The sequence below is a fragment of the Shewanella sp. GD04112 genome (assembly GCF_029835735.1).
Lineage (GTDB): Bacteria > Pseudomonadota > Gammaproteobacteria > Enterobacterales > Shewanellaceae > Shewanella.
Genome location: NZ_JAOEAL010000001.1, coordinates 1,018,008 through 1,038,039, shown reverse-complemented (window position 1 = coordinate 1,038,039; position 20,032 = coordinate 1,018,008). Strand labels below are relative to the sequence as shown.

The window sequence follows — 20,032 nt, the reverse complement described above, 5'->3', positions numbered from 1 at the left end:
TAATGGCTCATAAAAAGAGGCTCAATTGAGCCTCTTTTTGATCGGGTTACTCGATACGCCGAGAAGGCAATTCTTGGTAGAACTGCAGCAACTCTTCGAGCGCCAAAGGTTTAGCGTAAAAATATCCCTGATGTTGATAAACCCCTTTCGCGGCTAAGTACTCCACCTGTGCCTGAGTTTCAACGCCTTCGGCCACCATATCCATATGCGACTCACGGCCAAAGGCGATAATGGCATCGAGTACCGCGCCTTTTAAATCCTGCGTGCCTATGGTATCGGTAAACATCTTGTCGATTTTGATGCTGTTAATCCCTAGCCGCTGCAAATAACTAAAACCACCAAAGCCAGTGCCAAAATCATCCAATTTAAAGTCATGGCACAGGGGTAATACCGCCTTCATTTCGGCGAGGGCCAGCTCAAATTGGGTGATGGGCTTACGCTCTGTCAGCTCAAAGGCGATACGTTTAACCTTGGGATCGCTATGGCTGGAGAACCATTTGCTCAATAACCCCGACTCGAGGTGCTGGGCGACGATATTAACGCTGACCCAGCCTTTGAGCTGAGGCAAGTCCTGATATACCTGCTCGAGGATAAGATCGGTGATCGGCAAAATTAAGCCCGAATCTTCGGCGTAGGGAATAAACTGGTTCGGTTGAACGAGCACGCCATCGAATCGGCGCCAGCGGACTAACATCTCTTGGCCGACGACCTCTCCGGTGCGGCAATCGATAATCGGTTGATAATAAGGAATAAACTCTTTTCGGCTGATGCCTTTTTGGATGAGCATCCCCAGCGACACCCGCGCCGATTGCCAATTCCAATAAAAAATCACCGCAAGGAAAGATACTATCAAGGCAACCACAAATAGCACAACGGCTACGTGTGAGGCTTCTCGCCAGTAAAGTGTATCCCCCGCCCTTAAGGTCAAGGTCACATCTAACACGTTGATATAACGAGAGTCCTCAATAAATACGTTCTCTGTTTCTAGCCGCTCAACGCCCCGCTCGAGGGAAGAAAGGCCTTGATAACCAACCAATAGTTGATAACAACCTAGGCACAGATTTGACAGGGTTTCGTTATAGACAGAGCTATTGGTGAGCACCACTAACTTTTGCTCGCCCAAATGGAACACATAACCAATGCTGCGAGCCCTATCGTTAGCCGCGACTGTCGTGGCAATATCCACTCGATGTGAATCAAAATATAAACTTCGAGAACGGTCGAACTGATAATTAACCGGAGGCCCTATATTGGAGCATTGCTTGCCGTCTACCAATTCTAACTGAATAAAACGAACGATCGCGGGGCTTAAGGATGGGCTATTTAGCAGCGCGATATCGTCGGTATCGCAGGTAAAAGATAATTCACTGAAGGCCTGCGCGACATTTGTCGCTTCAAATCCATCGAGTCCATTGGCAAACGAAGTCGCAATAATATCTAAATCATCGCTGAATCTTTTTTCCATACTGTAACGGGTCAACCAAGGTTGCATCGCACATGCCAGCAGTATGGGCAAAATAAAGATAAGGCAGGTATGTAACCAGGGATTAAGGCTCCAGCGAGGAAAATTCCATTTCATATTATTCCGCTCATTTGCATTCATCAGCACTGATTTGTACTAACTTACTGTTATATCAGAGTATGCCTGATATCCGCTGAAAGCTGTGCAACAAATCAAATTAGTCATCTTACAGGAGTAAACTCCTATTTGGGCAATATCGCCAATTTACCAAGATGACAGCCAATCCGAGGCGTAATCAATTTAAACACATAAAAAATTGGTGACTTATCAATTCATGCTTTCACATTTTCAGCCGCTATACTCTATTGACGTTAGACAGCTAACGGAATTTAAAGGAATTACATATGAGATCAACACTCAAAACCCGCCTACTCTTTAGTAGTCTTTTCGCCGTTCTCATTACTGTTGCAGTGCTGGTAAGCATTTCAAGCTATTTCATCCGCAATAACGCCTTAGAAAATACCCAACATGAAATTGATCAACTGGCGAACACCTTTGCCGAAGGGATAGGCCTGTGGATGCAAGATCGCAAAATGGCGATTACCAGTCTTAAAAAGACCATTGAAGCCGATCCCAATGTGCAGATCACGCCCTATTTATTACAAGCCCATAATGGCATGGGATTCGCGCTAACCTATTTTGGCGATGAACAAGGCAACATGTACCGCCAAGATCCCGCGCTAAACACGGCTAACTATGATCCCAGAGTCCGTCCTTGGTATATGGACGCCAAAGCCGCAAATGCTATGGTGATGACGGCGCCCTATGTGAGCGCCACCTTGAAAAAACAAGTGGTGACCATTGCCGAGCCAGTCATGGTTTCGGGTAGCCTATTCGGGGTGGCCGCAGCAAACCTCACCATAGACCAGCTCACCGATGCGGTTCAGCGCCTTCAAGTCCCAGGTAAAGGCTACACCTTAATGGTAGACAAGACAGGGCTTATCATCAGCCATCCCAATAGCCAGCTCAACAATCAACAGTTGAACACCATAGATAAAGACTTTACCCCCAGCTGGTTATCCCAACGGGCAAATGCCAATACCTTAGAAGAGCGTGAACTCGGCGGCGAAACTCAACTCATTTATGTGGCGGCAATCCCGTCCACCGATTGGGAGTTGATTTTCGTGATGAACAAAGAGGAGATCATGTCGCAGGCCACCACACTCGCTTGGTGGATGTCCGCCGTCGGCGCCGCGTTACTGGTCCTCTTCGGCTTGGTCCTCGTGGCCATCTTCAAAATTCAATTTAAAGACTTAGAACGCGTAGCCTTGGCACTCAATGATATTGCCGAAGGGGATGGCGACCTGACAGTGAGAATTCACACCGCCAACAGCCACGACGAGATTGGCATCTTGGCCTCGGGCTTTAACCGCTTTGTGGAGCGCCTGCACGGCATGATCTCACGAATGCACAACATCGCAGGCCAGCTTGAATATCAAGCCAAGGGTAGCAGCGCTTCGGCGACGGAAAATAGCCAACGTATCGCAGTGCAACAAGATGAAGTCACTATGGTTGCCACCGCTGTGACTGAAATGGCCAGTGCCACCGAAGAGATTGCCAGCAACGCCGAGCATACCGCGCAAACGGCACAAGACGCGGTTGGTCTGTCGAACCACGGCCAAAAACAAGTGATGCAGAGTCAGCAATCGATCCGCAACTTGGCCAATGAGGTCGAAACTGCGGGCCGTATTATCAGCGAGTTGAACGAACACTCGCAAAAAATTAATAGCATATTGCTCACAATCAGTGGCATTGCCGAACAAACCAACTTGTTGGCGTTAAACGCCGCCATTGAAGCCGCCCGTGCCGGTGAACAAGGTCGCGGCTTTGCCGTGGTGGCCGACGAGGTGCGCGTGTTGTCGCAGCGCACTCACTCCTCGACCCAAGAAATTCAGGCGATGATCGAAACCTTACAGCAAACTGCGGGTAAGGCGGTTAAATCTATGACTCAAAGTCATGATATGGCTGAAACCAGTGTCGCCGACGCCAACTCGGCCAGTGAGAGCCTGCTACAGATCAGCAAAGCCATTAATGAGATCTCGGATATGGCGAGCCAGATTGCCACCGCCGCAGAGGAACAAACCTCGGTCACCAGCGAAATTAACCGTAATACCGAGTCGATTCGCGAAGTTTCTGAAAACCTCTCCATCGAGGCGCAAAGCTCTATGGTACAAGCGCAGGAATTGGCTCATTTAGCCGCCTCGCTGCAACAGGAAGTCGGCCGCTTTAAGCTATAAATGCGCCAACGCCCTATGCCCTAACGCATCGCCACGCTATAAAAAATCCCCGATAATCTTGAGCTTATCGGGGATTTTTTTATAAAGATCACACTAGCGCTTCAAGGCCTCTCGATGGGGTTGGATTAAGGGTTCGAAATAGCTGGTCTTTAAGCCTTGATAACCCATTTCAATCCGATTGCCACCATTACGCTTCGCCTTGTACATCGCCGTATCGGCGCAGGACAACAGTTGTTTTTCATCCCTACCATGCTCGGGATAGAGGGCAATTCCAATGCTCGGCAAAATATGGACCTGTTGATTAACCAGCTCAAAGGGCTGGTTAAGCACTTCTAAGATCTTTTGGGCGACGAGCAAGGTATTCTGCGCCGAATCGACACGCTCAAGCAGGATCACAAACTCATCGCCACCAAAACGGGCAACCGTATCCGAGTTTCTCACGCATCCCAAGATCCGCTGGGCGGTGATTTGTAGCAGGAGATCGCCCACGCCATGGCCATAGGTATCATTCACCCATTTAAACTTGTCTAAGTCCAAATAGAGTAAGGAGAAATAGCTCGACTCACGATTCGCGCGTGATAGCGCCTTTTGGAATCTGTCATAAAACAACTCACGATTAGGCAAATGGGTGAGTTGGTCATAAAGTGCAATATGCTCTAACCGCGCCAACATCTGCCGCCGCTCAATCGCAAAAGCGACTTGGGTCGACACAAACTCCAGTAACTCACAATCCTGCTGAGTGTAAGCCCTAGAATCAGGGGTACTGTGCATAATCAAGGCGCCGATAATGCCCTTCTGCAATGTTAGCGGCACGCCAAGCCAACTTATGGCTTGCGGGTTATCTTGCTGATTATCTTGCTGATTTTTTTGCGAATCGACTTGCGAATAGCAAAGCTCACTTTCAACCGCAGAAACAGGCCGAGCCATGGGGCAAAGCAGCATAGACTGTGCGCTTTGGATCACTTGCTCGGTAAAATGATCGAAACTGGCGGATTGCGCCGGATTTTGCTCCCCCGCCAGCACGCGATAGGGAAAATCTAACTCATTAAGATCGGCATCATACAGCGCGATAGCAAAATTATCCGTCGGTAACAGTTTGGCCAGGATCTGGTGAATGCGTCGATACAGCGCAAGGAGATCTTCGGTAACATGCACCGCCTCAGAAATCTCATACAGCGCAGCCTGGCGCCGCTCGGCGGCTTTGCTTTTAGTGATATCGCGGGCGACGGCAATCCGCTGCTGGCGATCCTCAGACCAGCGGGCAGACCAGAGAATATCGACCAGTGAGCCATCTTTACGAACATAACGATTTTCAAAATCGAGCTTATAACTGCCCGCCATAATGTCATTGGCGGCGGCCAGTGTGCGTTCCCTATCTTCTGGATACACAAGATCTAACATCTGCATCCCCAGCATTTCATCTGGGGTATAACCAAAAATACGCTCGGCGCCCGCACTGACAAACTCGAAGCGCCCGGTTTTATCGACGACGCAGATAGCATCTAATAACAAATCAACAAATTGGCTTAGGGAAGTATAACCATCGTTTTTCACACAACTCTCCAACTATGCCGAGGGTTTATTTACGTCATGAGGCCCATTAACAAACCGGGGAAATCCCCGCCGTTAAAGTCCAAAACACAGAATAACATACTATTAGAGTAGGTTAATTACCATGACAGTTCCAAGCTAAATCCAGCGCAATCTCGCCCGCAAAATGATAAAAACCAGCGGTAGATTTGACGGACACAAACCGATTTAAGCACAATACCCCAAGAGCGATGGCATGAGTCGCCAACTTAAACCTCATTCCAGTGTTTAGCCAGTTAAGTAGGAGTATGTTTGACGTCGTTCCAATCCCCTCCCCATAGCGCGCGACATTTACGTCTCGGGCTTGCCATGTGGTCGCATAACCATTGGCAAGAAAGTGTTTATGGTTCAAGTACTAAACAGGCTGAAAGACTTGCCCGCTATGCCAGTATCTTCAACACAGTGGAAGGCAACACCAGCTTTTACGCGACGCCAAATGCGCAAACTGTGATGAATTGGCACAGCGCCACTCCCGATGATTTTCGCTTTACCTTCAAACTGCCACAAGCCATCACCCATCAAAAGCAGTTGCAGGATTGTCAGCAGGAGTTATTGGCCTTCTTCCAAGTGATGTCACCCTTGGTTGAAAAAACCGGTTTGTGGAAAATTCAGCTTCCCGCTTCCTTCGGCCCCGAACAGCTACCAGTGTTAGCAGTTTTTTTTGATCTGTTACCGCAAGGTTTAAGCTATGGCGTAGAGGTTCGCCATTTAGGCTTTTTTGCCAAGGGAGACGCAGAGCGAGCGCTAAATCGCCTGTTGATGGATAGACAAATCAATCGCATCATCATGGACAGTCGGCCACTGTTTGCCTTGCCGCCCGCCAACGAAGCGATCATCGATGCCCATAAGAAAAAGCCACAGGTGCCCGTTCACGCTATCGCGACCGCCCATACGCCCGTGGTGCGTTTTATTGGCCAAACGGATGGAACGATTGAAGCCTTAGCGGCGAGTAACGATAAATTGCTGGTAAAGAATAACGATAGTTTTTTTAACAACTGGCTAAGGCAACTCGCACTCTGGATAAAAGAGGGGCGCGAGCCTTATCTGTTTATCCATACGCCCGATAACCAGACCGCGCCCGAATTAGCGATACGTTTATACCAGCAGTTGCAGCAACAACTGGCCAATGAAATCAGCTTGCCCACTATTCAGTTGCATAAAGCGTTGGCAGAGTCTGCCGCGCAGATGCAACTTACGTGGTAAAAGGAATTTAGCTTAACCCCAGAGCGCGTTAGCCAAGATAAACACCAATGCAGATAAGAGCATGGTAATCGGCAGTGTCAGTACCCAAGCTAATAAAATCTGCTTAATGGTTTGGCTTTGTAAGCCTGAGCGATTGGCCACCATAGTGCCTGCCACCGCCGAAGACAGAATATGGGTGGTTGAAACCGGCATTCCCGTCACGCTAGCAATCCCAATCGATGCCGCCGCCGTCACCTGAGCCGCAATCCCTTGGCTGTAGGTCATCCCCGAGGAGCCTATCTTCTCACCGACGGTATAAACAATGCGACGCCAACCCACTAAGGTGCCACAGCCCAAGGCCGTCGCAATGGCCACTATCACCCACAAAGGCGCGTATTCGGTTGACTTAGTTAGGTCCTTACGCCATTTATTGAGTGATGTTAACTCTTTGGCGGGTAAGTCTAATTTTGCCACTTTGCGCGCAGTATCATCGATACATAGCAGCAAGCGACGCACTTCACGACGTTCTTCGACACTCATCTCTTGAAAACTGCTGGCCTTATCTAAACGGCGATCGAGCAGCGACATGGCCGGTAACACGGTTTGTGCCGAGCAGTGGCTCAGTAAAGTGTCAGTCACATTCACTTGTGCTTTAACATCCACCAGATCGCTAATCACAGCTTGATTGCGACTGTAGATAGCCATAATACGGCGGTTAGCATCCTGTGTTCTCGCCAAATCATAGGATTGGCTACTCATGTCGAGGGCAAAATACGCTGGTGCCATACAGATCAGCACCAGCATCACTAAACCAATGCCTTTTTGGCCATCGTTAGAACCGTGGGCGAAGCTCACCCCCATGGCCGAGGCTATCAAACTGACGCGCGCCCAGAACGGCGGATGGCGTTTGCCATTAATCTGAAATTGTTCATCGGGGGTGCGGTGTATCTTGTGCTTTTGCCACACGTACTTCATTAGCAATAACAGTATCCCCGCCAGCACAAATCCCAGCGTGGGCGAAATGATCAACGACAGCATAATCTGCGTGGCTTTGGTGAGATTAATGCCGTGCAGTACAGGTTCATTGTGTATCCAGGCGAATGCGCCGCCAACCCCCATAATCGAGCCAATCAGGGTATGGGAACTGGAGGCAGGAATACCAAAATACCAAGTCCCTAAGTTCCAAATAATGGCCGAAAAGAGTAGTGAGAACACCATCAACAGCCCTTGGGTTGAATCCATTCCCAGTAAAGAATCGACGGGCAAGAGATGCACTATGGCATAGGCCACGCCAAGCCCGCCGAGCAGCACTCCGGCAAAGTTGAACAGGGCTGAAGAAATCACCGCGAGGTTGGCAGGCATGGCCTTGGTGTAGATGACTGTGGCAACAGCATTGGCGGTATCGTGGAAGCCATTGATAAATTCGTAGGCCAGCACAAATAGCACCGCCAGCACTAAAGCTACCGACCAACCCAGGCCGATAGAAGTCAATATCTCAAACATGAATCGCTAACCTATAACGAGGACGCCACAGATTACGCCTAAGGTTGACCTCTTTGACAGTGAAAAATTATTTAGATTTGCAAAAAGTGAATCAGTCCTCAATAACTCCGTGTCAGGCTTGCATTTAACAAATCCGCTAATGCAAAAACGCCAGCACAGGGCTGGCGTTTTAAGATTTAACACTGAGTCACGGCTTACTGCAAATGACCGGCGTTATGCAGCTCACGCTCGTTCACTGGTGGTGGTGTCCACTGGTACATCCAAGTCTCAGTTAACGGCTGACCGTCGACCTCTAAGTAAACTCTGAGGTTAATCGGCTCAACGCTGTCTTCTGGTGGCACTAGGTCAAACATAGCGCGGTAACCGTTGATCGCATGTTGTGGGCGAGCAGATTCAATTTCGACACGACCCTGAGAGGTCGAAATCACCGCCTTCACTTGGGTATCTTTACCTAGCATAGGTAAGGAACCACCAGCAAAATCAATCACAAAGCGCTTGCTATAGTACTTACGCTTTTGACCAACCACACCACCAATACCGGTAAAGGTATCGACTACGCGGGCACGGGGTGATTGCACGGGTGGAATACCGCCCCAGTACATGTTGTAGCTGTAGAGTAGTTCTTGACCAGGCTGAATAGGCTCAGCTGGGTTCCAAAACGCCACGATATTGTCGAAGGTTTCATCCAGTGTTGGGATTTCAACTAACTGCACCGAACCTTTACCCCAATTACCCGTTGGCTCGATCCACAGGCTTGGGCGCTTCTCGTAGAACACACCATCATCTTGATAATGGTCGAAATTACGGTCGCGCTGCATTAAACCAAAGCCCTTTGGATTCTCATCGCTGTAGGCATTGAAACGCAGGTTGCTTGGGTTGCCCAGCGGACGCCAAATCCATTCACCGTTACCCGTGTGCATGGCAAGACCGTCTGAATCGTGGATCTCTTGGCGCCAGTCGTAACCGGTGCGGCGATCGTTTTCACCCACCATGTACATACTGGTCAGTGGCGCAACGCCTAAACGTTCGATGGCCTTACGCGGGTAAATCGCCGCATCGACCTTCATTTTTAAACGCTCACCCGGCTCGATATCGAAACGGTAAGCCCCTGTTACACTTGGTGAATCTAACAGAGCGTACACAGTCGCAATATTAGAACCCGGTTGTGGCTTCTCTAACCAGAAACGGGTAAACATAGGGAATTCTTCAGGCTTAGGCAGCGCAGTGTCTACCGCTAAACCACGGGCAGATAAACCATATTGCATTTCTTGACCTACGGCGCGGAAATAGCTGGCACCTAAGAAGGCGACCACGTCACGCTGCCAGTCGGTATTAAACTGCATTCTAAACCCTGCAAAGCCTAAGTCTTTCGGTAGTTGGCTACCCTTCACCTTGGATTTACCGTAATCGAACATGGAAGACGAATATTCGATAAGCTTTGCCTTGCCATTTTCCAATTGGTAAATATGCACAGGCGTATCGAAGTACAGGCCTAAGTGGAATAACTCGGCGCGAAACTCCGAATCATCCTCACGCCACAGGGCGGCTTTTTTCTTGAAATGGAACTGCTGGTAATCATCCCAGCTCATGCCCTGTAAGCTTTTTGGCAACTCGCCCTTATGGCTTACATAGGACTCAGTCGCCAGCGTATGGGCATAGCCTTTCAACCAAGCGTAGCTAAACTCTTCTTCCTGCGGTGCGCTCGCCTTACCCGCTGCACAAGCAGATAAGCTTAACAACACGCTGCAAGTGAGTAGCACACTACCCACCATACGTTGTAAACGGCTACGGGTAGACTGAGCTTCCACCGACGGCATCACCATCGGCTCACGATTTAAATGTCTTTGTTCGGGAAATAAATTGGGTTGCATAAGCAGACTCTGATTTGGTGTAACTTCCTGACACTTCTCTGCAAAAGTAAGCAATATTGCAGTGACTGCCCTGTGGAGAACTGTTGATGACAGTGATAACCATACCTCTATCTCCATCAGTTCGCCAGAATCTAACATAATTTCGACGCAATGGAATATGTCACAGTGACAATATTCAATACTGACGCCAGTTTATGAAAATAGTATTAAAAAGGGCTGCAAAATGCAGCCCTTAGCAGTCCTAAAACCGATGAGGTTAAGAGTTTGTATTCAGTACTGTTTTGCGTTTGTTATGGGCAATAATCAAGGCCACTAAACACACCACGCCGACCGCAATCCCCACGGGTTGGCTCAGAGATTGAGGCAAGCCTAAACCAATGCCCGCTGTCATGATGTAAGAGATGGTCACACAGGTTCCGGCAATCGCTGGCAAGCTCACAATCCAATGGAAGCTGCCTCTATCGAACAGGTACTTAGTCGCCAACCACAGCACGCTTGTCGATAACAGCATGTTTGAGAAGGCAAAATAACGCCAGATCAAGGAGAAGTCGATCTTAGTCATAAAGTAAGCGATAGTCAGGATAGGCGCCGCCACCAATAAACGGTTACGCATACTCTGTGGGATGTTAAAGGCGTCGATAATAGTGAGACGCAGCGATCTAAATGCAGTATCACCCGAGGTAATAGGAAATACTGCCACCGCAATAATCGCCATCACACCGCCTAATACGCCAAGATAGCTAGTCGCCACTTGGTTAACCACTAGGCCTGGACCACCTTGGTCGAGTAAGCTCTTAAGCTCAACATAACCACCTGGGAAGGCCGCAATACCCGCCGTCGCCCATACGCAAGCCACAACACCTTCAGCCACCATAGCGCCATAGTAAACGGGGCGAACGTATTTCTCGTTAGTCAGGCAGCGCGCCATGATAGGTGCTTGAGTCGAGTGGAAACCACTGATTGCACCACAGGTAATAGTCACAAACAGCAATGGCCAAATCGGTAAACCGTCTGGGTTTGGCTCGAGCAACTCATTGTTGTAATGGCTGTGGTTGAAGTAAGCGAACACATCGCCCATCTCGGGTAACTGTGGCGCGCTGATAAGCAGAGCAACCGCAATCGAGGTGGTCATAACGATCATCAACAGACCAAAAGCAGGGTAAAGCTTAGTGATGATCTTATCGATTGGCAGCATAGTGGCTAAGAAGTAATAAGCCAAAATCACTAATACCCAGAAGGTGTTATTGCCAAAAATGGTATCTTTAAAATAGTCGAGGTTACTTAACAGACCCGCAGGGCTCATGATAAACACCACGCCCACAAAGAACAGTAACATCGCAGTAAACAACAGCATCACGCCTTTAAAGTAGACGTTAAAGTAGTGGCCGGCGATTTCTGGCAGGCTCTTACCGTCTTCTTTAATGCTTAACACGCCAGAGAAATAGTCGTGTACCGCGCCGCCAATAATGTTACCTAACACAATCCAGAGTAAGGCCACTGGGCCATATAAAGCCCCTAGGATAGGACCAAAGATCGGCCCAACCCCGGCAACGTTTAAGAATTGGATCAAAAACGCTTTGGCTGGGTGAACGGGCACATAGTCCACGCCATCTTCGAATCTTGCTTGGGGAGTTTGCGCTTTAGGATCAATCCCCGCTTGGCGCTCAACAAATGGGCTATAAAACTTGTATGCCAGCACTAAGAGCGCAAGGCATAAGAAGAAAATAAACATTATTTAATTATCCATACTTTAGTAGGAGGTGATTAAATGGAGAGTTTCATTGAGTTAGCCAATGAGGTCAAGCCATCAGGTACTAGACTAAAGTCGGGTTGATAAATCTAAATTTACGATAAAACACGTATATCTAAATAGATTTCTTAAATAATGTTCTCCTAAAAATAAGCCAAAGCCGCAGAAAAGCGTTTTAAACTATTGGCTAGCGTGACTGTTTAGCATCAGGCCAGCACAAACTCAAACAAGGGCGCCGTATCATTCTCTTCTTGAATTAGCCTGTCCATCTTTACAAATCCATGGCGCAGCAACACCCGTTGGGACGCCACATTATGCTGAGCCACATGGGCAAAGAGCGGCCTTGAATTCACTAAAGGCAAAAACGCGCTTAAGGTCAGCGTTGCTACCCCACGTCCCCAAAATGCACGGTCAATCCAGTAGCCAATCATCGCCTGACCATCCATATGCCAATGGCCGATATTGCCAACGAGCAAGCCATCGACTTCTATCCCCCGTGCCAGCACCGATGCCTGCCCGAGGATATTTTGCTGCCAATGAAGGTAAAACGCCTCACGTTCCCGCGAGGGAAACTGTGCCAGTTGGGATGCTATTGGATCCTGCTGATGGGTGAAGATCAACTCCAGATCGTCTTGTCCTATGGGTCTCAATGTCACATTCGATACCCGTGTTTGCTTGTCCATCCTATATCCCTATTCGATTTAATTGAGTGTCACTAGATTTCGATATACACCGCCAGCTAAAAAAATGGGCGCATAACCCAAGCAGAGGTTAGCGCCCTAAGAGGCAAAACAACATCATTAAAACTGACAAAATCACACTTAAGGTGGAAAGGATTAACGCAAACTCAGCACATCACTCTCGAACACTAACTGAAAATCACCGCAAATACGGGCGCGCCCAGCACCATGGCAATCCCGATAAAAATCATGGTTAAACTGGCAATAACCCCCTCTTGCTGACCTAACTCACTGGCTTTTGCGGCGCCCGCACCGTGGGCCGAGGCGCCCAATGCCACGCCTTTACCTAAAGACGTACGAATGTGCATCAGCTTGAACAGCGGCTCGCACACTAACATGCCGATAATGCCAGTGATGAGCACCATCATGGCGGTCAGTTCTGGCACCCCGCCAAAGGCGCTTGTGGCCTCCATCGCAAAGGGCGTGGATACAGAACGCACCAATAAACTCTTAGATAGCTCCACCGGCAGCGGCACAAATTTCACTAACAGCCAGCTGGAGATCATGCCCAGCAACAGTCCCGCTATCACCCCAAGGGCAATGGTCAACGGATATTGGCGAATAAGTTTACGCTCCCGATAAATCGGTAAAGCAAATGCGATCGTCGCCGGCGCTAACATCGCCATTAACCAATGGGTGTATTCAAAATAAGTGGGCAGTGGAATATCGAGATTAAACACCAAGAGCGTGATCACCACAGGCGCGAGCACAATCGGCGCCAACCACCACACACGGTGGAGCCTGTATAAACGCTTAGCCGCAAAGTAACAGAATAGCGTTAATAACAAGCTGATAAGCGCCAATCCCGTCTGCGAAAACAGTAACTCAGAAATAGCCGCTGGGCTTAAGTTAAGGCTCGACATTAGGCGGCCTTAGCATGACGGCGTGCATGCTTTTTGATATTGAGTTGACGCTCAAAACGAAATACTCGGTCAACCACAAATCCCGTGCCCACCATCACGCATACACTGCCCATCACTAAGGTGAAGAGAATATTCACCCCATATTGCTCGAACAGGCCTTCGTACTTGATCACAGAGATCACTGGCGGAATAAAAAACAGCAGCAACTCACCAATCAGCCAAGCGGCACCAAGCTGCACGGCGTTTTCAGGGATTAACTTAGTCGCAAGTAAAATCAGTAAGATACCTAGACCCAGCACACTACCAGGCACAGGTGAATGCGCCCAAGTCGCAAACCAATGACAGGCGAAAGACAATAAACAAAAGAGGCCAATTTGAGTTAACAATAAAGCCCCATGACGGCATCGACGTATTGCGGCTTGTAGGAAAGACATGCGGTTTCTCGATTTACACTAAAGTTGCTATGGGATTATTTTAGGCTTGCCTATTTGATAAAAAAAATGAATATTAAGAATGTAATCCATGAATTTTAAGAATGTATTATAGGAAAGATAATGGATCTTAAAGTGCTGCGTTATTTTATCGAGATCATCGATGCTGGCGGTTTTGGCAAGGCCAGCGAAAAAGTTCACCTCACCCAACCCGCCCTTTCCAAGGCGCTGCGCCAACTAGAGGAAGAACTCGATCTCGTGCTACTCGAGCGCGGCAAACGTGGCACGCAGGTCAAACTCACCCAAGCAGGAGAAGTGGTCTATCGCCATGGCAAAGAGTTACTCGCTGGCCGACAACGCATGCTGGCCGAACTCAGTGCCCAGCGCAGTTTAACCGCAGGCGAATTAAAACTCGGTCTCGCGCCGCTTGGCAGTGCCGAGATTTTTGCTCCAATCATTGCCAAGTATCGCCAGCAATATCCGCAAATTGATATGCACCTGCTGGTGCGCGGCGGCGTCGAGCAAACCTTAGCGATTCAAAAGGGGGAAATCGAACTGGCAACCGGGATTATCAACCTCGACGATGGTTACCACGGCATTCGGGTCTTTAACGATCCCATGGTGGTGGTGCTGCCCAAGGAGAATCCCCTCACCTCGCGGCCAATGCTGTCGATCCACGACTTAGTCGATGAACCGCAAGTAATGTTTGAGACCGAGTATACCTTATATCAACTGGTGTTAACCGCTTGCCAACACGCCGGATTTACCCCTAAAAACATCACTCGAGTCAGCCAAGCCGACTTCGGGATCGCTCTGGTGGCGGCGGGCACGGGCGTGATGATACTGCCGCGCTCTATCGCGCGGCGTTACAGTGTGTCTGGGGTGGTGAATATTCCATTGGCGAGCGATGAACTGCGCTGGGAGTTATCGCTGTTCTGGCGCAAAGAACAGGTATTGTCCTTTGCGGCAAAGGCGATGATTGCGTTAGTGGAGAAACACTTAACCCAAAAGTAATACTACCAAGGCACGACTAAGCTAAAGCGCACTAAGGTATCGTTATCCCAAGGCAGAATGGGCAAGTAGTTAGGTGAGTGCACACTCTCCTTGGCATAGTGATCTAGGTTGTATTCGGTATGTTCCACATACAGTAACCACTGGCTGCCCTTCTCCCAATAATCCGTGTCGTAACTCATGCTGAAACGATATTGATTTTCAAGCCATTTATCGCCGTCATTCCAGTTTTGCGCGGCAAAATTCATCTTTAACTTAGGCGTGATATCAAAACCAAAGCTGCCCATAAAGGTGTAAGCAAACGTGCCATTGCCAAAGTCACCCCGATCGTAACCACGGGTACGAGGCACATCATCATCGATTTCTAAATAGTAATAGCCCGCACCCGCCTTTAACTGCGCCTGCGATTCTTGGCCTTGATAATTGGCGGTTAATCCAGGGAATAACTTGGCTTGCTTTTCGATAGAACTCACAGTGTTACGTTTGCCCTGCAAGTCGACCTGCCAACCGAAGAAGAAGCGAGGATCGATATGGTAGAACTCACCCGAGGCCACATAGTCCGATTTAAACCACACGGGGATATGGTCGGGGTCGAGATCGTCGGTATCGATGTCGATAAACATATCCAGCATGGCGGACAGGTAAATATCCGATGCCGTGGTATGTTCAATCATGATATTGCCGTTAAAGCCAAAGGTGTGTGAACTTTCCTGTTCCACAATAAAATCGTGTATCCCCATGGTGTAATGCCACTGGGTCGATTCTTCTGCACTGACCGAAGTTGCTAGACCCAAAAGGAGTGCCGCTGGTGCCAGAGTTAGGTATCTCACATTTCGCTCCATAAATTGCTATTTGATCCTGCATTAAGATTAGATTAACTGGGCATAATTTAATGAAGTTTTTACAATTTTTGTTAGAAATCGTTCATCGCTAACTATTTTAGCCGTAAAAATGAATAAAAAATGATATATCCCGCACAAGTGAAAGCCGAAAATTGCTATTCACGGTCATCCTAAACAATTCACTAACGCTTTAAAAACGTATCTATATCAAACACAGCCAGCGTTGTAATCACAAGTGTTTAGGCATACAACAACTGCGACCTCAAGTGCATTTTTAATCATTTTTATAGCATAATTATTGACACTTATGCTGCATATCCCTATAGTCGCCACATTGCGAGTCATTCAAAAGAGAGTCTTAAATGAAAAAATCCATGTTATTAGGCGGCCTAGCGCTGACTGCCACCTTGTTGTTAGCTGGATGTGGGAAAAGCAACGATGTTTTAGTCGTCGGAACCAATGCGGCCTTCCCGCCCTTTGAATACGTAGGCGGACAAAGTGGCGACGAAATCAAAGGCTTCGACATTGAGCTTGCCAAGCAAATCGCTAAAGATGCCGGCAAGACGCTCAAAGTCGAAAATATGAAATTTGATTCACTGATCGTTGCGCTAAACTCAGGCAAGATTGATTTTATCGCCTCGGGCATGACCATCACCCCTGAGCGGCAGGCCAGCGTTAACTTTTCGGAGCCCTACTACGAGGCGACTCAAGTAATGCTCGTGAATAAAGATAACGACACTATTCATACCCTTGATGACATTAAAGACAAACACTTTGCGGTGCAGCTCGGCTCAACCGCCGATATGATGTCTAAAAAATACACCCAAAATGTCACGGCTTTTAATACAGGCTTTGAAGCCATCATGGAACTGAAGAATGGCAAAGTCGACTTAGTGCTATTCGATAGCGAGCCTGCGGCGAACTATCTGGCGAAAAACCCCGATCTCAAGTTGATCAAGCTAGATTTCCCCCCTGAGTTTTATGGTTTTGCGGTGTCGAAGCAGCAACCAGAACTCCTCACCAGCATTAACAACACGCTGAAAAACTTGAAAGCAAGCGGCCAATATCAGGCACTCGTTTCAGCCCATATCAAGTGATCCCTATGTTAGAAGCAATCAATACTTCGTTGTTTAGCCCGATTGGCGACGACGGCATGATAGGCATACTGCTGATTTTAAATGGCTTAAAAGTCACCTTGATTGTGACCTTCTTCGCCATGTTATTAGGCGCAGTATTAGGCGTGGGCACCACACTGATGAAGATGTCATCTAAGTGGTATATCCGCTTTCCCGCTGAACTCTATGTTGGCGTTATCCGCGGCACGCCTGTGGTGGTGCAGTTAGTGATCCTTTACTTCATCGTGCTGGCAGCGCTCGATGTCGATAAAATTACCGCCGCCATTATCGCCTTTGGTTTAAATAGCGGCGCGTATATCTCTGAGATTATTCGCGCAGGGATCCAAGCCGTCGATAAGGGTCAAACCGAAGCGGCTCGCTCGCTCGGCCTGTCGCAGGCGATGACCATGAAGCTGATTATTCTGCCGCAGGCGATTAAGAATATTCTGCCCGCGTTAGGCAATGAGTTTATCGTGCTACTCAAAGAAACCGCCGTAATTGGCTTTATTGGCGGCGTAGATTTAATGCGGGCGGGCGAGATTATCCGTAGCCGTACCTTTGAAGACAGTATCCCACTCTTTACCTGTGCACTGATTTACCTGTTCCTGACCTACAGCTTCACATTTATGCTGTCGAAATTCGAAAAGAGGTTGAAGCAAAGTGATTAACATAACCAACCTACACAAAAGTTACGGCGATAATGCTGTTCTTAAGGGCATCAACGAACATATTCGCCAAGGCGAAGTGGTGAGTGTGATCGGCCCCAGCGGCAGCGGTAAAAGCACCTTTTTACGTTGCATCAACCTGTTAGAAAAACCTACCCAAGGGGATATTGAAATCGAAGGGCAATCCATTACCGCTAAGGATGCCTGTGTCGATAAATTGCGGCAAAAAGTAGGTATGGTGTTTCAAAATTTCAACCTATTCCCCCATAAAACCGTATTGCAAAACATTACCTTAGCGCCAGTGAGCCTAAAGTTAATGACCCAAGCCGAAGCCGATAACAAGGCGCTGGCGCTGCTCACTCAAGTGGGTTTGCAGGATAAAGCTAATGCCTATCCTTCGAGTCTCTCGGGTGGACAAAAACAAAGGGTTGCCATTGCCCGCGCGCTGGCGATGGAGCCAGATCTGATGTTATTCGATGAGCCCACCTCGGCACTCGATCCCGAAATGGTCGGCGATGTACTGGATGTAATGAAGGACTTAGCGCAAAAAGGCATGACCATGGTGATTGTCACCCATGAAATGGGCTTTGCACGCGATGTTTCCGACAGAGTCATCTTTATGGATGGCGGCTATGTGGTGGAGTCCAATATCCCCGAGGAATTATTTACCCGCCCCAAAGAAGCCAGAACCCAAAGCTTTTTAAGTAAGGTGCTGAGGTAATAAAGACTTATAAAACATTGAAAGTTGAACAATGGTATTTGCTCGATGACACGCAGCATGCTTTGAGACAGAAGCGATTAATCTTTTTATCTATTTATGGAGTTTATTGTCATTGTTTCCCCAGTGACTCGCCGTGAATATATCCCTATAGGCTCGACGGCGACATCCATGTCGCCAACGGTCACTGGTGCCCCAATGCCAATTTTAACTACCCATTTGCGATATATACGTAAAAAGCAAAGGGACAAAAGAGAGTTAGATTCCTGACTATTATTTCCTAATTTCGGATTAAAACTTCTATTGAGATAACGCACACCTAAACGGGGAGCAACTTGTTGCGAGTCCAGCGGCCGCAATGTTTAAGGCGCTTGTTAGGGCTGCTTTGGCGCATAAATAAAAACGTAACTATGAATACCATTGCGTACAGTTTTGTTTCTTGGCGCTGGATAGATTTTAAAATCTTGGACTTTTAGCTCTGGCGTACCGGTGCTATTAACAGCACGTTGAGCTAACGGAATTGTTGTGGCCAATCCCTTTAAATTTATAGTATCCAGAGCTTCGATAAGCTTTTCATTCTGCGCGACTTCAATAACAAAATCTCGCCCGTTGTCCGAAATATAATATTTCGCTGTACTATCACTTAACCCAGCATCAAGCAGAATTTGACATTCTAGACTCATGTTTAACTCCTTAACCTTAGCGCGAGCAAAAGGCGCGTTTTTGATGGCGCTTGTTAGCCACCATTAAAAGTTAATTTATAGCGAGGTAAGCTAAACGATATACCAAGCAACAGCCATTATGGCCACACCAAACGCAAATCCATAAATAAAAGGCTTAAAACGAAAATCTGGTGAAGATTGCTTGTTTTCCATTTTAATGCTCCTTGAGAAAAACAGTTCTTAATTCAAAACTAGGGCTAACGCCCGCATAAGGCGCCCATTACTCGCCTGCTATTCTTTGAGGCCTTGTGCCGACCCAGCAAGCGTGTAATGGGTCGGCTTTAATGCGATTGTTAAGTTTGTGGAAAGTAATCTGGAATGTCATTGATATAAAGGCGCAGGATGTCGCCTCTCTTAATGTCTTTTTGCTTGTGCCCAAGATCTTTCCTTAATGCAATTAGTAGATCTTCAACTATGGATAATACATAAGCGGGATCGTTATTGCTTTCAAGTTCTGCAAGGCCGACTTTGAAATCACCAAATGCTGAAACCATATCCTGAGACCCCCAAATAACTAAATCTCTGGTGGTGTCAGCAAAAAACTTAACCATTTCCTTTTCGCTAGGTTGCTTCTTTCCAAGCTTTTCAGCGAAAGTTATCTGAAATATAAACTCAATGATTTTTTCATAAACTGGGATTTTTTTGGATCGGATTTGATTTTCAATATCTACTTTATGCTCTTGCCTTTTGGAAAACATAACAGTAAACACTGATACAAGAACAGTTGCTGAGGCAGCAATTATCCCTGCGCTTAACTGAGGATCAATAGACTTAAAAATAGACCAAACTTCTTTGATTAAGAAGTAAGCAGCGAAGACTATTCCACAGATGACCAGTAGGCCTAAGGTGGTCTGTACGTACTTGTTCATTGTGTCGGTATGTCCCTATTTAATTTAAACTTAACGCCCGATTAAGCAGTGAGCAACGCCTAAACCAACTTAACGCATAACAACGTAACCACTCATCTCCAAGCATACTGGCAATGCCTTGCGTTGCGAATCTGTCTTGAATCGATTGTTAGGTCACGACCAAATTAGCATTGGGTCTCTCATTAATCATTGATTATCAAACGGAATTGAAGAAAAAGACAAAAAATCGAAGCCGAAGTATTCGTCATAGCTCTACCTTGAGGTCTTGCGGGCGTCACTCTTCAATCGCGCCCCGATTAAGGTGCGCACGAAAGCGCCTCAAGGGTATCATGGAAATGACTAATATTCGTCCTTTTTGCCTTCTTTCCTCTATACCCTATTTGCTCTTCCATGCTCACTCG

General features: G+C 47.7%; 17 protein-coding genes. 6 read left to right on the top strand and 11 right to left on the bottom strand.

Annotated features, from left to right (window positions below; translation table 11 throughout):
- Positions 1-46: 46 nt before the first annotated feature.
- A complete protein-coding gene (locus N7386_RS04565; RefSeq protein ID WP_256657218.1) occupies positions 47-1,579 on the bottom strand; it encodes an EAL domain-containing protein in 1,533 nt (510 codons plus the stop codon).
- Positions 1,580-1,866: 287 nt separating this feature from the next.
- Between N7386_RS04565 and N7386_RS04560 the strand changes: the two genes are divergently transcribed.
- Positions 1,867-3,759, top strand: coding sequence for a methyl-accepting chemotaxis protein (locus N7386_RS04560; RefSeq protein ID WP_279767185.1), 1,893 nt, complete (start codon positions 1,867-1,869; stop codon positions 3,757-3,759).
- 93 nt (positions 3,760-3,852) lie between these two features.
- Here the strand turns inward: N7386_RS04560 and N7386_RS04555 are convergent, their stop codons facing one another.
- Positions 3,853-5,313, bottom strand: coding sequence for a sensor domain-containing diguanylate cyclase (locus tag N7386_RS04555; RefSeq protein ID WP_086902112.1), 1,461 nt, complete (start codon positions 5,311-5,313; stop codon positions 3,853-3,855).
- 345 nt (positions 5,314-5,658) lie between these two features.
- Between N7386_RS04555 and N7386_RS04550 the strand changes: the two genes are divergently transcribed.
- Positions 5,659-6,552, top strand: coding sequence for a DUF72 domain-containing protein (locus N7386_RS04550; protein ID WP_086902111.1), 894 nt, complete (start codon positions 5,659-5,661; stop codon positions 6,550-6,552).
- A 12-nt stretch (positions 6,553-6,564) separates the two neighbouring features.
- Here the strand turns inward: N7386_RS04550 and N7386_RS04545 are convergent, their stop codons facing one another.
- From N7386_RS04545 to N7386_RS04520, 6 genes are all read right to left on the bottom strand, one after another.
- Positions 6,565-8,034: an inorganic phosphate transporter gene (locus N7386_RS04545; protein WP_086902110.1), complete on the bottom strand. Its 1,470-nt coding sequence runs from the start codon at positions 8,032-8,034 to the stop codon at positions 6,565-6,567.
- A 194-nt stretch (positions 8,035-8,228) separates the two neighbouring features.
- Positions 8,229-9,905, bottom strand: a complete 1,677-nt coding sequence (locus N7386_RS04540; protein ID WP_164717923.1) for a glucan biosynthesis protein D — start codon at positions 9,903-9,905, stop codon at positions 8,229-8,231.
- Positions 9,906-10,161: 256 nt separating this feature from the next.
- Positions 10,162-11,637, bottom strand: coding sequence for a carbon starvation CstA family protein (locus tag N7386_RS04535; RefSeq protein ID WP_279767184.1), 1,476 nt, complete (start codon positions 11,635-11,637; stop codon positions 10,162-10,164).
- Positions 11,638-11,861: 224 nt separating this feature from the next.
- Complete coding sequence (locus N7386_RS04530; protein WP_279767183.1) at positions 11,862-12,338, bottom strand: GNAT family N-acetyltransferase; 477 nt, start codon at positions 12,336-12,338, stop codon at positions 11,862-11,864.
- A gap of 185 nt (positions 12,339-12,523) precedes the next feature.
- The gene (locus N7386_RS04525) at positions 12,524-13,258 is read right to left on the bottom strand and encodes an LrgB family protein (RefSeq protein WP_011716021.1); all 735 of its coding nucleotides are present in this window, start codon (positions 13,256-13,258) and stop codon (positions 12,524-12,526) included.
- Positions 13,258-13,692 (bottom strand): CidA/LrgA family protein, encoded by a 435-nt coding sequence (locus N7386_RS04520; RefSeq protein ID WP_023268403.1) that lies wholly within the window; start codon positions 13,690-13,692, stop codon positions 13,258-13,260. Before N7386_RS04520 ends, N7386_RS04525 begins: the two co-directional genes overlap by 1 nt.
- Positions 13,693-13,812: 120 nt before the next feature.
- Here N7386_RS04520 and N7386_RS04515 point away from each other — a divergent pair, with 120 nt between their 5' ends.
- A complete protein-coding gene (locus N7386_RS04515; RefSeq protein WP_220057434.1) occupies positions 13,813-14,703 on the top strand; it encodes a LysR family transcriptional regulator in 891 nt (296 codons plus the stop codon).
- A gap of 2 nt (positions 14,704-14,705) precedes the next feature.
- On the opposite strand, the gene N7386_RS04510 is transcribed toward N7386_RS04515, so the two are convergent.
- Positions 14,706-15,530, bottom strand: coding sequence for a hypothetical protein (locus N7386_RS04510; protein ID WP_279767182.1), 825 nt, complete (start codon positions 15,528-15,530; stop codon positions 14,706-14,708).
- Positions 15,531-15,904: 374 nt separating this feature from the next.
- Between N7386_RS04510 and N7386_RS04505 the strand changes: the two genes are divergently transcribed.
- From N7386_RS04505 to N7386_RS04495, 3 genes are read left to right on the top strand one after another with little or no spacing between them, the layout of a single operon-like run.
- Entirely contained in the window at positions 15,905-16,639 is a 735-nt protein-coding gene (locus tag N7386_RS04505; RefSeq protein ID WP_279767181.1) for a basic amino acid ABC transporter substrate-binding protein, read from the top strand.
- 5 nt (positions 16,640-16,644) lie between these two features.
- The gene (locus N7386_RS04500; RefSeq protein ID WP_011625362.1) at positions 16,645-17,325 is read left to right on the top strand and encodes an amino acid ABC transporter permease; all 681 of its coding nucleotides are present in this window, start codon (positions 16,645-16,647) and stop codon (positions 17,323-17,325) included.
- Positions 17,318-18,043 carry an amino acid ABC transporter ATP-binding protein gene (locus tag N7386_RS04495; protein ID WP_011625361.1) on the top strand — a complete coding sequence of 242 codons (726 nt, stop codon included), beginning with the start codon at positions 17,318-17,320 and terminating at the stop codon, positions 18,041-18,043. The genes N7386_RS04500 and N7386_RS04495 overlap by 8 nt, the downstream gene beginning before the upstream one ends.
- Before the next feature lie 371 nt (positions 18,044-18,414).
- Here the strand turns inward: N7386_RS04495 and N7386_RS04490 are convergent, their stop codons facing one another.
- Entirely contained in the window at positions 18,415-18,723 is a 309-nt protein-coding gene (locus N7386_RS04490) for a hypothetical protein (protein ID WP_249554120.1), read from the bottom strand.
- A 332-nt stretch (positions 18,724-19,055) separates the two neighbouring features.
- Positions 19,056-19,631: a hypothetical protein gene (locus tag N7386_RS04485; RefSeq protein ID WP_220057429.1), complete on the bottom strand. Its 576-nt coding sequence runs from the start codon at positions 19,629-19,631 to the stop codon at positions 19,056-19,058.
- Positions 19,632-20,032: the final 401 nt, after the last annotated feature.

Excerpts from the sequence above, each read along its gene's own strand:
- N7386_RS04565 (WP_256657218.1), bottom strand. The coding sequence starts at position 1,579 with ATGAAATGGAATTTTCCTCGCTGGAGCCTTAATCCCTGGTTACATACC.
- N7386_RS04560 (WP_279767185.1), top strand. The coding sequence starts at position 1,867 with ATGAGATCAACACTCAAAACCCGCCTACTCTTTAGTAGTCTTTTCGCC.
- N7386_RS04550 (WP_086902111.1), top strand. The coding sequence starts at position 5,659 with ATGTGGTCGCATAACCATTGGCAAGAAAGTGTTTATGGTTCAAGTACT.
- N7386_RS04545 (WP_086902110.1), bottom strand. The coding sequence starts at position 8,034 with ATGTTTGAGATATTGACTTCTATCGGCCTGGGTTGGTCGGTAGCTTTA.
- N7386_RS04540 (WP_164717923.1), bottom strand. The coding sequence starts at position 9,905 with ATGCAACCCAATTTATTTCCCGAACAAAGACATTTAAATCGTGAGCCG.
- N7386_RS04535 (WP_279767184.1), bottom strand. The coding sequence starts at position 11,637 with ATGTTTATTTTCTTCTTATGCCTTGCGCTCTTAGTGCTGGCATACAAG.
- N7386_RS04530 (WP_279767183.1), bottom strand. The coding sequence starts at position 12,338 with ATGGACAAGCAAACACGGGTATCGAATGTGACATTGAGACCCATAGGA.
- N7386_RS04525 (WP_011716021.1), bottom strand. The coding sequence starts at position 13,258 with ATGTCGAGCCTTAACTTAAGCCCAGCGGCTATTTCTGAGTTACTGTTT.
- N7386_RS04520 (WP_023268403.1), bottom strand. The coding sequence starts at position 13,692 with ATGTCTTTCCTACAAGCCGCAATACGTCGATGCCGTCATGGGGCTTTA.
- N7386_RS04515 (WP_220057434.1), top strand. The coding sequence starts at position 13,813 with ATGGATCTTAAAGTGCTGCGTTATTTTATCGAGATCATCGATGCTGGC.
- N7386_RS04505 (WP_279767181.1), top strand. The coding sequence starts at position 15,905 with ATGAAAAAATCCATGTTATTAGGCGGCCTAGCGCTGACTGCCACCTTG.
- N7386_RS04500 (WP_011625362.1), top strand. The coding sequence starts at position 16,645 with ATGTTAGAAGCAATCAATACTTCGTTGTTTAGCCCGATTGGCGACGAC.
- N7386_RS04490 (WP_249554120.1), bottom strand. The coding sequence starts at position 18,723 with ATGAGTCTAGAATGTCAAATTCTGCTTGATGCTGGGTTAAGTGATAGT.
- N7386_RS04485 (WP_220057429.1), bottom strand. The coding sequence starts at position 19,631 with ATGAACAAGTACGTACAGACCACCTTAGGCCTACTGGTCATCTGTGGA.